15 protein-coding genes (1 of these 15 only partly in view) are annotated in these 13,287 nt (G+C 55.2%); 4 read left to right on the top strand and 11 right to left on the bottom strand.

Annotated elements, in window-relative coordinates:
- Positions 1–105: 105 nt before the first annotated feature.
- Entirely contained in the window at positions 106–684 is a 579-nt protein-coding gene (locus CBW65_RS13980; RefSeq protein ID WP_198299620.1) for an HNH endonuclease, read from the top strand.
- Between the two features lie 129 nt (positions 685–813).
- Here CBW65_RS13980 and CBW65_RS13975 read toward each other — a convergent pair whose 3' ends face one another.
- The 4 genes from CBW65_RS13975 to CBW65_RS13960 form a co-directional block, all read right to left on the bottom strand.
- On the bottom strand, positions 814–1,308 hold the full coding sequence (locus tag CBW65_RS13975; protein ID WP_087457351.1) for a DUF1643 domain-containing protein: 495 nt from the start codon (positions 1,306–1,308) through the stop codon (positions 814–816).
- A 98-nt stretch (positions 1,309–1,406) separates the two neighbouring features.
- Complete coding sequence (locus tag CBW65_RS13970; RefSeq protein ID WP_087457350.1) at positions 1,407–4,601, bottom strand: adenosylcobalamin-dependent ribonucleoside-diphosphate reductase; 3,195 nt, start codon at positions 4,599–4,601, stop codon at positions 1,407–1,409.
- A gap of 20 nt (positions 4,602–4,621) precedes the next feature.
- Positions 4,622–5,080, bottom strand: a complete 459-nt coding sequence (gene nrdR / locus CBW65_RS13965; protein WP_087457349.1) for a transcriptional regulator NrdR — start codon at positions 5,078–5,080, stop codon at positions 4,622–4,624.
- 344 nt (positions 5,081–5,424) lie between these two features.
- Positions 5,425–6,690: an acetylornithine deacetylase gene (locus CBW65_RS13960; RefSeq protein WP_087457348.1), complete on the bottom strand. Its 1,266-nt coding sequence runs from the start codon at positions 6,688–6,690 to the stop codon at positions 5,425–5,427.
- 102 nt (positions 6,691–6,792) lie between these two features.
- Between CBW65_RS13960 and CBW65_RS13955 the strand changes: the two genes are divergently transcribed.
- Positions 6,793–7,398, top strand: coding sequence for a hypothetical protein (locus tag CBW65_RS13955; protein WP_087457347.1), 606 nt, complete (start codon positions 6,793–6,795; stop codon positions 7,396–7,398).
- A 36-nt stretch (positions 7,399–7,434) separates the two neighbouring features.
- On the opposite strand, the gene CBW65_RS13950 is transcribed toward CBW65_RS13955, so the two are convergent.
- Positions 7,435–8,229 (bottom strand): TIGR01457 family HAD-type hydrolase, encoded by a 795-nt coding sequence (locus CBW65_RS13950; RefSeq protein WP_087457346.1) that lies wholly within the window; start codon positions 8,227–8,229, stop codon positions 7,435–7,437.
- Positions 8,226–8,786, bottom strand: a complete 561-nt coding sequence (locus tag CBW65_RS13945) for a cob(I)yrinic acid a,c-diamide adenosyltransferase (RefSeq protein ID WP_087457345.1) — start codon at positions 8,784–8,786, stop codon at positions 8,226–8,228. The genes CBW65_RS13950 and CBW65_RS13945 overlap by 4 nt, the downstream gene beginning before the upstream one ends.
- 101 nt (positions 8,787–8,887) lie before the next feature.
- On the opposite strand from CBW65_RS13945, the gene CBW65_RS13940 reads away from it, so the two are divergent.
- Positions 8,888–9,715, top strand: coding sequence for an MBL fold metallo-hydrolase (locus tag CBW65_RS13940; protein ID WP_087457344.1), 828 nt, complete (start codon positions 8,888–8,890; stop codon positions 9,713–9,715).
- A 54-nt stretch (positions 9,716–9,769) separates the two neighbouring features.
- Here CBW65_RS13940 and CBW65_RS13935 read toward each other — a convergent pair whose 3' ends face one another.
- On the bottom strand, positions 9,770–10,477 hold the full coding sequence (locus CBW65_RS13935) for an NUDIX hydrolase (RefSeq protein ID WP_087457343.1): 708 nt from the start codon (positions 10,475–10,477) through the stop codon (positions 9,770–9,772).
- Between the two features lie 76 nt (positions 10,478–10,553).
- On the opposite strand from CBW65_RS13935, the gene CBW65_RS13930 reads away from it, so the two are divergent.
- Positions 10,554–11,162 (top strand): sterol desaturase family protein, encoded by a 609-nt coding sequence (locus tag CBW65_RS13930; RefSeq protein ID WP_087457342.1) that lies wholly within the window; start codon positions 10,554–10,556, stop codon positions 11,160–11,162.
- Between the two features lie 62 nt (positions 11,163–11,224).
- Here CBW65_RS13930 and CBW65_RS24265 read toward each other — a convergent pair whose 3' ends face one another.
- The 4 genes from CBW65_RS24265 to CBW65_RS13915 all read right to left on the bottom strand — a co-directional run.
- Positions 11,225–11,389, bottom strand: coding sequence for a hypothetical protein (locus tag CBW65_RS24265; RefSeq protein WP_157721945.1), 165 nt, complete (start codon positions 11,387–11,389; stop codon positions 11,225–11,227).
- A 106-nt stretch (positions 11,390–11,495) separates the two neighbouring features.
- Entirely contained in the window at positions 11,496–12,065 is a 570-nt protein-coding gene (locus tag CBW65_RS13925) for a GNAT family N-acetyltransferase (protein WP_087457341.1), read from the bottom strand.
- Positions 12,062–13,087 (bottom strand): YheC/YheD family endospore coat-associated protein, encoded by a 1,026-nt coding sequence (locus CBW65_RS13920; RefSeq protein WP_087457340.1) that lies wholly within the window; start codon positions 13,085–13,087, stop codon positions 12,062–12,064. The genes CBW65_RS13925 and CBW65_RS13920 overlap by 4 nt, the downstream gene beginning before the upstream one ends.
- Positions 13,084–13,287: the final stretch of an ATP-grasp domain-containing protein gene (locus CBW65_RS13915; RefSeq protein WP_087457339.1), read on the bottom strand. Its footprint extends 1,029 nt past the window's final position; 204 of the gene's 1,233 nt are visible here — the last part of the coding sequence; its start codon lies off the right edge, out of view; its stop codon occupies positions 13,084–13,086. The genes CBW65_RS13920 and CBW65_RS13915 overlap by 4 nt, the downstream gene beginning before the upstream one ends.

Genomic DNA, 13,287 nt, shown 5'->3' with positions numbered 1-13,287 from the left:
CCGTTTTTTCTTTCAGGTTTAACATCGCTCACGCGGTCATCTTTTTCGTCAATTCTTGGACAGCAGAGCCTGTCAATTTACGGACATTATAGGGCAGTAGTAACAATGCAGGCAGAACTTCGACGGGAACAGGCTAAAGAGAAAAAGAGTCGCAAAGAGGAGATCGAGCGTGAGAAACGTGAAATAACCCTCCCAAAAAATGAGAAAATTATATCCGAACACGTTGATTCTATAGTAAAAAGCCTAATAAAACGCGGATTGCAAATGCCAACATCAATAAACTATTGGAATATCCCATTCCCTGAAAGTGTAAAACACGAGGCAAAAATTAGGGACGACTATGCTTGCCAAATATGTTATAACGACCTAGATTTGGAAGTACATCATATCGTGCCTCGTCAATTTGGTGGAAGTCATAACGAAGATAATCTTATTACTCTATGCTCTTCCTGTCATCGTGCGGTTGAAACACGTAATGAGCGACATGCAATACGCATTTGCACTAAAAATGCGTTGCGCCATGCAGGCATCACGCCTCAACGGTTTCGTAAAAGACTTGATTTGTTTGAGAAAAGTGTAGTCATGCACAAATTATTAATTCGTGTTTTTGAAAAGATTTCTGCTTCAGACATAGCTGATAGAGAAGATCTGTTGATAGAAATTAGTGAAATTCTAGAATCCTAATGAAGAACAACTCTCGCTACGGAATAACTTCAAATTTAAAATGCTACAAAATAAGAGGCGGACAGTAACCAATAATGCTTCATCCGCCTTAGCATTTTCTCTTGGAGACTTTATGAATATTGATCTGCTTTAGTAAACAAAAGGTACGATTTTCTTGTCTGCCCCAGGAATATATCCTGGATGTACCGGATGACCATACTTAGATATTCCTAGGCATAACAAGTCCTTCCCACTCTCCTCCAACATATTCAGCACCTTATGGTTTCGATGAAACCCATGTCCTTTTGCTCCCCAAGCAACTACAATTTTTTCAGCTCTCTTAATTGCTCTCGCAATGAATACATCCGTCCTTTTACCAATGATATCATGATTCTTTAGCCTAAACATTGCCTTTGGAGAAGGTGACACATACGCAAATAAATTAACCACTTCAAGTGTACCTCCACCCAATTTTTTGGCATATTCAATACAATTATCAACCGTCTGGTCTGACCTTGTCGCATCGGCCCAACTTGGATTCAACATGATGAACAATACCCTTAATTTTCGGCTGTCCCATTTGTAGCGAAGAAGGTATCTATACTCCTTGGTATCATTGTCATTAAACCATGCTCTCTTTTTCATGCTTCCTCCTGATACAAAAGAATATCAAGGTTTAAAAAGGCATATGCAAAGTGCATATGCCATAAAACCTTATAGTCAACATAATTATTAAAGCATTCTTAACACTTACTAAACCCACACGCCTCGCACTCGCTGCAACCACCCTGACGCACCAACGTATGCTGGTGGCACTGCGGGCAGTAGTCCTTACCTACGTTGTATTCACGCAATGACTTGCCATTGCCGTTCGAATGGCCTTCGTGCCCACACGCCACTTCTTTCCCCGCCAGCAGTTCCTCAATATGACGCAACGGGAAGGTCTCGGAATGCTCGATCAGCGACTTCGCGATCGCATCCGGGACAGATGTAATTCTGCGCTCGCCAAAACCGACCGAAGAGGAACCGCCGATGCCGGAGAAGGTTTTCACCAGTTCGGCTTCTTTGTTCGGGTTTTGAGAATCGGCGAGGTACAAGGTGATCGCACGGCCCAGTGCCACGTTGGACGCATACACATCCGAACCTGCCTTGCCGATATTCACGAACACCTCACGCGCCAGACCCATGTCCGGGTCGTCGTTGATCGTGATGTACGCGGAACCGAGCGGCGTGTCCTTCTTATAGGTCGCCCCATACAGGACATCCGGACGAGGCTTGCGCTTGTACGGTTGGTTCGCCAGCGCGAGGATTTCTGCCGGCGTCAGCACTTTCATCTCTTCCGCAACCGTTTCCTGCGCTTGCTCCTCCGCCTTTTCTTCCTTCAGCGACAACACCTGCTCGGAACGGGAACCGTCGCGGTAGATGGTCACGCCTTTGCAGCCGAGCTCGTAGGCGAGATCGTACAGCTTCTTCGTATCTTCCACCGAGTAGGAGTTCGGCGCATTACAAGTCTTCGAGATCGACGAATCGATCCACTTTTGCAACGCCGCCTGCACGCGAACATGATCCACCGGGGACAGATCCATCGCCGTCACGAAATACTCCGGCAGCTCTTCCACGCCTTGGAACGCGCTGTAGAAATCATCGACGATCTTCGCATTCTCCTCAAACATCCCCAGACGGGAGTTGCGGTAGTACGACCACGCATAGTACGGCTCACAGCCGGTCGAGCAGCCAACCATCGTGCCGGTGGTGCCGGTCGGGGCGATCGTCATCGTGGTGACGTTGCGCACGCCGTATTTGCGGATCGCATCGGTCACATGCGGCTTCTCTTTCGCCAGTTGCTGCATGTAGCCGGACTGCAGGTACAGATCAGCATCAAACATCGGGAACGGCCCGTTCTCTTTCGCCAGTTCCACCGACTCCAGGTACGTCCACTCCGCGATCATGCCGAGCAGCACCTCGATGAAGCGGGTCGACTCGTCCGAACCATAGGTGATCCCGCTGAAGATCATCAGGTCATGCAGACCCATGATGCCAAGGCCGACACGGCGCTCCGCCATCTGGTTCTGGCGGTTCTCTTCAAACGGATAGTAGGTCGCATCAATAACAGCATCCTGGAAGCGCAGACCGGTTCTCACCGCCGTCTCCAGCTCTTCCCACTTGATGTGATGCAGCAAAAATTCAGCCTGCTCTTCGGCAAATTGCTTCTTCAGCTCATCGCGAATCTGCGCTTCCAGCATCGGGTTGACAAACGCCACGCGCTCCGACGCGCCTTTAAAGCCCGCCGCAAAACGCGAGAGCACAACCGCGCCCAAGTTGCAGATGCCGTACGCCGGCAGCCCTTGCTCACCGCACGGGTTGGTCGCGATGATCGGGTTGAAGTAATTGGAGTTGGACATCGCATTGTAACGTCCAAGGAACACAACGCCCGGCTCGGCCGATTTCCACGCCGATTCCATCATTTCATCCCACAGCTCTTCCGCCTTCATCTCTTCGCTCACGTTCAGCTCGCGGCCGTACGCTTCCCACTTGTGGAAGTCGCCGTCGAAGTCGGACATTTCCTCCAAATGCGGGTAGCCGACCTGCCATGCCTCGCCGCTCGCTTTCGCTGCCATAAACTCTTCTGACACGCCAACCGAAAGATTCGCGCCGGTGATCACGCCGTCCACCTGCTTGCAGGTGATGAAATTGCGGATGTCCGCATGGCGGTCGTTCAGGATCAGCATCAGCGCCCCGCGGCGGGAACCGCCCTGCAGGGTCAGCTGGCAGCCAACGCTCATGATCTCGCCCACGCCGACCGGGCCAAAACCGTTCGCAAACACATAGTTCCCTTTGTCAAACAAGTTGCCCCAGGAATACGCCCCGGACGAACGCCCGTTCACGCCGCGCACATAGCTGTAGCGCGGGCGCAGCGAGGAGAGGATGACCGAGACGCGCTTGCCGCGCTCCATCGCTTCCCACATGTCGCCCAGCGTCGCTGCGATCGTGCCGCGGCGATCGCCCGGCACCAGCGTCATGCCGATCACGTCTTGCACGACCATCACGCCGCTTTCCAAGATCTTCTCATAGAGCGACTCCGCACGGACCGTTTCGCCGACCAGCACCGCATAGCCGTTTTCCTGCCACTCGGTCAGGTTGCCGTTCCAGAGCTCATCGTAGTGATCCACACTGGTATCCGGGAACACGAACGTCCATTCCGCATCCTCTTCCACCGCACGCAAAAACTCGCGGGAGACGCGGACGACCTTGGTCGAGTTTTTATAAGGTTCGTTCAAAAAGTCGAGCAGATCGGCATGCCAAACGTCCAGCACCAATTGCAGATCCGCTTTGCGCACATCGCGCACCGGCGTCAAAGACCCTTGCGGCGGTACTTGCGACAGGTTCATGCCCACCCCGCCGGAGCGTGCTTGAATCTCCAGCGTCTGGCCAAACGAGTTCGCATAGTCGCGCGGCGCGGACCCGACGTTCGGAATGACAAAGCAGTTGTACGAGGTGGTCTGCACCCCCGTACCCAGCGACGCGTTGATCCGGCCGCCCGGCACATACTTCCAACCGGCTTGCAGGTTGTAGAAACGCTCTTCCCACAGCTGCGGGTCATTGGTCACCACCGACGCCCCGCGTGCGATACGCTGCCACATCTGGCGCGGCGCCGTCTCCTGCAGCACGTCGATCTGATCGACCGGCAGCTCCAGCTGGAAGCCGTCGCGCAGTTCCACTTTGACCTCTTTGCCTGCCGCATCGACTGCGATCACGCGTGCCAGTTCGTGGAACGCGCGCTTCTTGTCGATGACTGCAACCACCAAAGAGCCGACAGAAAGCGTCTCTTTCTTGGTGTCTTTGAGCAAGTAGCGGTCCGACACGATCCGCTCCCCTGTTGGCGCCAAGTAGTCCTCATCGTTAAACGGAAGTATGCTGCCTTGAATCTCTGCTGTCATTCGCCGATCCCCCTAGACTTCTATGATTTATGATTTAAAAGGCCGAGCACTTCTTGTGCAAAAGTCTCGACATCTTTAAATTGCCGATACACACTGGCAAACCGCACATAGGCGACGCCGTCGATGGTGCGAAGCTTGTCCATCGCTTTTTCACCGATCCGGTCGACCGGAACTTCTTTTTCAAATTCCCGGCGCACTTCGCGTTCGACCGCATCGACCAGACTGTCGATCTCTTCGACTCCGATCGGGCGCTTCTCACAAGCGCGAATGATGCCCCGCAGCAGTTTCTCACGGGAAAATTCCTCGCGCTTGCCGTCCTTTTTTACCACCAGGAGCGGCGCCATCTCCACTTTCTCGTATGTAGTAAAGCGGCGCTGACACTCCGAATTGTCGCACTCGCGTCGTCGTCTGACCGCTTCGTCTGTCGAGCGGGATTCGATCACCCTTGTGCTGTCATGCGAACAGTAGGGGCAGTTCATAAGTGCCCGACAACTCCTTTCAATCATGCAAACACTATATATAGTGTCTTAGCAGACAACAAAGAGGATTATACCCACTAGATTTTGAGCTGGTCAAGATAACCAAATACCTCGAAATAACGTCTCAGAGAGTGCTAGATTGGAAGTTTTCGTTCCAGAATCGCCCTGAATCCTCTATTTCGACCGTGAGGGTTGATAGGGGAAATTGACGGAGAGGAGACCGCATCAGGGCTCAGTTTCGACAAATGGGAAAAGTTTTTCGACATTGCAATTCAGGAAAAAAGACCTAGACGCTGTCAAAAAGTCCCCCGTTCCCCCTTTTTCCACGCAAAAACCCGGCCAATTCAGGCCGGGTCTCGTTTTTGATTACACCACTGTAAAATCGTCTGCGCCAAAACTTTAGCTATATTGATGATTTCCTGCAGCTCGCAATGCTCGTCAACCGCATGGGCATTCTTCAAAAGTCCCGGTCCGTACAGAGCCGTTGCCATGCCTGCGCGCCCAAGCCATCCGGCATCGGTCACAGTCGGCGACATGCCAAACGATGCCTGTTCCCCGGTCACCTTTTCGTGAATGGTTGCCAGCAGTTGAATCCCTGGATGCTCCTGCTGCAGTTCCAAGGCCGGGAAGATCTCGCCCCGTTCCTCGATCATCGACTTGCCACCCCAGATATAGTGTGGCGGATGGTCGCGCAGCCACGGATCGCCCATCCAGACGCCGTGCAGATGGCGCTCAATCTCCTCCACAACTCCTTCATAGGACTCGTTGGGGTAGAAATGCACCGTGACCCACAGCCGGCACTCATCGGCCACAAACGCGGCGTGGCGGCCGCCTTCGATCACCGCCGGGTTGATCGTGTTTGAGCCGGGAGCAAAACCCGGATAGGACTTGGTCACCGCCCAGTGGCGTTCGAGGCTTTGCAAGCCCTGCAGCAGCACCATCATCTTTTCGATCGCGCTCGCCCCGTGCACGCTGCCGCCCGCATGAATCATCTTGGCGCGCATGCCGTCGTGAAACGTCTGCGGCGATTTGACGACGATCCAGCCGGTGATCACTCCACCCTGCCCTTCGATGCGCAGGTTGGACGTATCAGGCACGATGGCGAGGTCGGCGCGATACCCGCGCTCGATGCAGTCATACGTGCCCGCTTCTCCTGCCTCTTCCCCGATCACCGACTCGAAGATGATTTCGCCCGGCACGTCCACTCCGCACGCCTGGAGTGCCTTCAACGCAAACAAAGCGGCAGCCAGCCCGCCTTTCATATCGGCCGTGCCGCGCCCGTAGAGCTTGTCCCCGACGCGGGTGACATCAAAGGACGGGTAAGTCCACCCGGAGTCATCACCGACTTCTGCGACGTCGATATGCCCGTTCAGCAGGATCGAGCGGTAGGCGCTGTCTCCCTTTTTCACCCCGACGACATTCGGGTCGCCCGGATAGACGTCCCACATGTCAGTTGCGTAGCCCAGTTCCTGCAGATAGGACGCCACAAACTGCTGCGCTACGGCTGTGTTGCGCGCTGGCGGGCTGACCGTCGGGAAGCGAACGAGCGTGCGGACCAGTTCGATCAGGTCGTCCTGATGCTGGTCGATAAACGTATTGATCTCCTTCATGTACTGTTCACTCCAATCCAGTTTCACAAGTACAGATTGCTGATTCATTTCCTTTTGCCAGCATACTCGCATAAAATAGGAAGAGCAAGGAGGGTGTTGCGGATGAGACGATATTTTCAAATTGGCTTGGCGCTGTTCGGACTCTGGTTGCTGTGGCTGATGTTTGCGTTTGTGACATTTAAGGAGATGGAAATCCTGCTCGCTTATCTGGTCGCGATCGTCGGCGGCGGATTTTTTGCTCTGTATTTCCTGATCGGCTATCTGCTCTACCGCTCCCGGAATCGGAAAAAGCTGGTCAAGCTGCTTCTGCTGCTCTTGGGAGCGCTGGTGCTGGCCGGTGCAGGGCGTTTTGGGTATTTTATGTACGAGTCGTCCCATCCGGGCCGAAATATTGATTTTTCTGCCGCACAGGAACTGACCGAAGGCACGCACTCGTTTGTTCCCGGGGAAGAAAAGCGCTTTACGATCCATGCTGCAGCCGACAGCCCGATGCAACTGGAAATGAAGTTCACGAACGAAGAGGAGCTGTACAGCCTGTACACGCACCTGTATGACGAATCGGGGAAAAAAGTCGGCACCTATTCGCGAAGCGTAACCAGCATCTTTCTCACGTTGGACGAAAAAACAGGACCGACCTATTACCTGCAAATCATCAACGCCGATGCGCTCAACCCCCGTTCTGTGGAAATACGAAAAAACCGTCCCTGATTCGCACATGCGATCGGAACGGTTTTTTTCTGTTCGTTACTCTGCCAGTTTCATCAAGTTCGTCAAGGAATCGACGATCACCGTCGGCTGGCCAACAGCCGCTTCTACATGCTCCTGTTTGGAAAACCCGGACAAGACCAGCACCGTGCGCACCCCTGCGTTGACGCCCGCTAGGATGTCGGTATCCAGGTTGTCGCCGACGACGACCGCACGGTCTTTGGCAACGCCGAGCAGTTCGGCTGCATAGTCGATCATCCGCGCCTCCGGTTTGCCCATGACGACCGGGTCGGTGCCCGACGCGGTTTTCACAGCAGCCAACAGCGACCCGGCGCCGGGCAAGAGGCCCTCTTCCGTCGGCAGGGCTTTGTCGACGTTGGTGGCGAGATAGACGGCACCGGCTTGAATGCTCAGCGATGCTGTCTTTAATTTGTCATACGAAAACGAGCGGTCGATGCCTTGCACCACGTAGTCGGGACGCTCCTCGGTCAGCTCGATCCCGACGTCGGTCAAGGCGTCACACAGACCTTCTTCGCCGATGACAAATGCCTTTTTGCCTGCGCCGCCATGTTCTTTGATGTACTGCGCGGCGACCATGCTCGACGTGAACACGTGCCGGGTCTCCGCCGGAATCCCCAGCCCGCGCAGATGTTCCGCCACTTGCTCCGGACGGCGGGACGAGTTGTTGGTGACATACAGGTACTTGCGGCCGGTGTCTTCCAGCCAGCGAATGAATGCGGGCGCGTCGGGGATCACTTCGTTGCCCCGGTACAGCGTCCCGTCCAAGTCGATCAGAAACGCTTCCGTTTCTTTCAACCAAGATGTTTCGCTCAAGAAAAATCAACCTCCGGTTCATGTACCCCTGCCCGATAGTTGATCGCGCGGCCTGCGACAAACAGGTAGTCGGACAGGCGGTTGAGATAGCGCTGAATCTCCGGATTGACCTGCTCTTCCTTGCCCAGCGACACCGCGATGCGCTCGGCACGGCGGGTGATCGTTCTGGCCGTCTGCAAGGCGGATGCAGCGGTGTGGCCGCCCGGCAAGATGAACTTGGTCAAGGGCGGCACTTCTGCGTCAAACGAGTCGATAAACGTCTCCAGACGCGCCGTCTTGTCGCCGCCGACATGATAGCCGCTCGCCTGCACTTTTTCGACCGGCGTCGCCAGGTCGCGGCCGAGGTCGAACAGCTCGCGTTGGATGATCAGCAGTTGATCGATCAGGTCATCCGTTTTAAAGCTGGCGTCGCGAAGGTACGAAACGCCAAGTCCAATCATCGAGTTGGCTTCGTCGATCGTGCCGTACGTTTCCACGCGAATCGAGTCTTTCGGGATGCGGTGCCCGTAAATGAGGCTGGTTTCCCCTTTATCGCCGGAGCGGGTGTAGATTTTCATAAACTGCCACTCTCCTTCCATCTCCCTTTATCATATACGAAAATGGAACCTTTTCGATATAATGGAAAACAGAAATCGGGTTTCGAAAGGGGCTGCTCCAGATGAAAGTGACCCAGCACGTGCACCAACTGCCGGTGACGACGCCAACCCTGTTCCCGGCGACCACCACCAACATTTATGTGGTGACCGAAGGGAATTCGGCCGTTTTGATCGACGCAGGCTACGAGCATGAGGGTGCGCACCAAACGGTGGTTGAATACTTGGAAAAAATCGGATCGCCAAACGTCGAAGCAATTTTGCTCACCCATTACCACCGCGACCACTCGCCGGGGGCCAAATTTTTCACGGCGCATTTTGACTGCCCCGTGTACGCACATCCGGCCGAAGCGGCTTTTATTGAAGGAGAGATCGCGCCTGTGCGCGTAGAACATACACTGCTCGACGGCGATGTGGTGCAGGTCGGCCGTCTAAACCTGCACGTGCTGCATGCGCCGGGGCATACGCACGGCTGTCTGAACTTCTGGCTGCCGGAGGATGAAGTGCTGTTTACCGCCGACAACATCGTCGGTGCCGGAACGACCTGGATCGGGCCGCCCGACGGAGATCTGCGGGCGTATTTGCACACGCTGCAACGGTTGAAAAGCTACCCGGCCCGCTGGATCGCGCCGGGGCATGGCGAGATGATCGCCGATGTGCAGGAGAAGATCGACTTCTTTATCGGACGGCGCTTGGAGCGGGAAGAGCAGATTTACAGCCTGGTCGCCGAGCGTCCACGGACGGTGGATGAGCTGGTGCAGGCCGTCTATCGCGACACGGTGCATCCGAGCGTGATCTGGGTGGCGGAGCGGACGATTCAAGGGCACCTGTTGAAGCTCGCCGGAGACGGCCGCGTGCGGAAAGCGGATGGGAATCGGTACGAAGTGGTCTAAATGAAAAGGAACGAAAAAGGAACCGGGTGCTTTGCGCACACACGGTTCCTTTTCTTATTCCAGTTCCATCGCCGTCGGGGTGCCGACGCCTTCCGTGGAGTGCCACAGGCTCGCTGCGTCCGGATAACTGCCGATCGTCTGCAACGCTTTCACCGTCGGCGGCACCATGTCGTAGTCGCCCGCGTCGTATTTTTCCAAAGCGGCGGCCGCATCGGTCCATCCGGCTTCGGCGATTTCGCCTGCATGCGGAATTGGCTCCATTCCATCCGGCAGCACCAGCAGGAAAAAGCGCGTCTCAAAACGCCGCTTGGACAGACGGCGCGGGGTGATGCGATGGCCGAAATAGCGCAAGAGATCGGTCGCCAGCGTAAGCCCGGCCCCTTCGACCACGTCGTAAAAAGCGACTTCGCCCTTCAGCAGCTGCTCGCGCTCTGCGGCCAGCTCTTCCGGTGTGACCAGCCGGCCGTTGGGATCGCGCGCCAACAAGATCCCGGCTTCTTCAAACGACTCGCGCAAGGCGGTGATCCAATAGCCGAGGGGCAGCCCGACCGGGTTGTGCTCCAACGCGACCGGGGCCGCAAGCGCTGCAAAGCGCGGGTCGTTGTCGCTCTCGTCCATCGTGCCGCCGGGAAACACATAATGCCCTGGCAAAAACCGCATCGTCTCCGGTCGCTTGGTCAAATACGTCTCCACGCCGCCGCCCTTTTTGTCCCGCACAAAAATCGTCGTCGCAGCTTGCACGATCACTTCCTGCTCTTGCACCGTCCTTCACGCTCCTTTGTCTCTTCCCATTTTAATATAGGGTCAAATATAATGAAAGCAAAGGGGGACTTCGCAGATGAAACATCTACGTGACTTTATCAGCCATCGGAGCGTTTGGATCATGGGACTTATTTTTCTCTCCTGTCTGGCTGTTGTGACAGTAAGCGGCGGGCTGGCCGTCGGTTCGGTCTGGCTGGTGATTGCGCTTGGCGCCGGGCTGTTTTTTGTCAGCGAATATACGACGCACCGCTTTTTGTTCCATATGAAGCCGCCTAAAAATCCGACTCTTTTGAAAATGATGAAGAAGCTGCATTACGATCATCATGAGGTGCCAAATGATCTGGATCTGCTGTTTTTGCCGGTCTGGTACAGCATCCCGAACTATGGACTGCTGGGGCTGATCACCTATCTGCTGACGTGGGATGTGTTGACCGCCTTTGCGGTGGTGACCGGAGCGATCGGGGCGCTGCTGTATTATGAGTGGGTGCATTTCGTGGCGCACCGTCCGATCAAGCCGCTGACGACGTGGGGGCGTTGGATGAAGAAGGTGCATCTCTGGCACCATTATAAGAACGAGAATTATTGGTTTGGCGTGAGCAATCCGTCGATGGACTATCTGATCGGCACGTTCAAAGAAGAAAAAGGCGTCGAGCTCAGCCCGACCGCCCGCAAACTGCAAGGGTAATAAAAAAATCCCTGGCGGCAAATTGGCACGTATCTGTCAATCTGCCACCAGGGATTTTTGAATTAATGACCGACAGTCGTCGTCACGTGCGAAACGTTTTGCGCGAAGATCGCGATGAGGCCGATCGATACGCCAACTACGAGCAGCGGTGCGAGGACAACGTCCAGCAGACCTTTTTGCTTCGCGTTGTTATCGGTTACCGGATTCGGGTTGCCGATTTGTGCCATGTGAAGCCACCCCCTTATATCTATAGAAGATTTTAAAGGATGGCTTCGAAAAGGACAATAGTGTATCTTGCTTTATTTTCTTCCAGCCCGCGTTTTCGCCTGCATTTTAGTCGAGCTGGAGCTGGATTGGCACCGAGCCGTTCTGTTCTCGTCCGGCGACTTGGAAGCCGTTGCCCATCCAAAAATGGTAGGCGTCTTCGTTTTTGACCTGCACGTGCCCGTCGATGCGGCGCACGCCTTGTTTTTTGGCTTCGGCGACAAAGTGCTCGACGACTTGTTTGCCGTGGCCGCGCGCCTGTTTGCCGGGCATGATGACAAGCGACCCCCAGTAGATGCGGTCCGAGGAGGTGCGGTCATAGCAGTAGTAGCCGATCGGTTTGCCGCGCTGCTCGATGATGACGCAGGTGTCCGTTTGGTTGACGAGGTGGAGGATGATCTGTTCGGTGAGCGGCTGGCTGGTGGAGGCTTCGAAGACGTCTTTTAAGGTGAGCAGCGTGACGCTGGAGATAAAGCTGTCGTCGCTGTCGGTGCGCGGGCGAAAGGTAAGGCTTGGTGTCGTAGCGGGGGCTGTGGATGGGGCAGCGGGTTTTGTTGTGCGTTTGGCGTGCTTTGCTGTTTTTGGCGATTTTGCTGAAGCGCGCGGGGAATTGGCCTGTTTTTGCTGGCGTTTTTTCATTTGCGTCCCTTCCTTCCGGCAAGGTAAGCCGCATAGCCGATCGAGTTTTTCGCTACATCGAGCTCCAGATAAAACACGGGCGGCACACCGGGCTTCCAGTTGACCTCGAACAGCCAGATCTTCCCCTTTTCATCGAGTCCTACGTCGATGCCAAGCTCGTCAAACGACTCGTCATAGATCTCATCCATGTGCGCCGCCATTCCCAGCGCGAACTGCTCCAAGTCGCGTTGAATGTCATACGCCTGCTCTGCGAACTCATGCTCCAAAAACGAGCGCAAGATCGCCGCATAACCGCCGCTGCTCAAGTTGGCGATGATGCTGCCCGACGGCGCGACCCGGGGATAGATCGAGGTGATCACCCAGTCGCCCGAGCCGTTTTTCTGCACGTGCAGGCGAAAATCGTAAGCCTGGCCTGCCCGTGTTTTCGTGATGATAAACGGCTGTACGAGGTGTACGACCTCATCGAGCCGCTCTTGCAGAAACTGCGAGAGCTCCTGCTTGTTATAAGTGACAGAAACGCCCTTCTCCAGGCACGTATAGTCCCCGTCCTTTTTCTCCAAGCGCACAACACCAATCCCTTGGTGCCCCCAGACTGGCTTGAAGATCACCATTTCATGCTTTTTCAGGTAGCGCAGCACCTCCTGAGGATCGCGCACTTCCAGCGAAGGGATCAGATACTGGTCGAATCTCCTGCCCTCTTCGATGCGCTCGTAGACGGTCATCTTGTCGCCGACGGAACGGGCGGTGAACGGAATGATCTCGCGCAGTTCGTCGATGACTTCCTCGCCCGGACCGCTGGGAGAGCTGTCGTTGTACACGACATCGGGAAACGGAAAGTTCTGCTCGACCCAGCTGCCGTTTTCCAAAACGAGCCCGCGGATCGTCCGTTCATTCAGATTGACCCGGCCTGCGGTAAAGTAGAAAAATTCGACCCCTTCCGCCTTGGCAGCAGCGGCAAAGGCGTAGAGTTTTAAGATCTTCCGCGGGTCTTTGCGCGTGTGTAAAAATCCGACCAGCGTCATCCGTTCCACCTCCTTGTCAGCGTGAACTTGATCTCATCACCCGCGCGTTTGGCTGCTGACTTGGCTTCTTCTTTGGTCTCCCCGATCGCGATGATATAGGCGTAACGGTGGCCCATCGATTCCGGCACGTAGAGCTTCTGCCCTTTGCGCGGCTTGACGAAGACCTCGCGCACCCCGTCGATGCGGGCTGCCCGTTTTTT

The organism is Tumebacillus avium, from assembly GCF_002162355.1.
In the GTDB taxonomy this organism is placed as follows: Bacteria; Bacillota; Bacilli; order Tumebacillales; family Tumebacillaceae; genus Tumebacillus_A; species Tumebacillus_A avium.
Note: the sequence above shows the minus strand (reverse complement) of the source record. Positions and strands in the feature narration are given on the sequence as shown.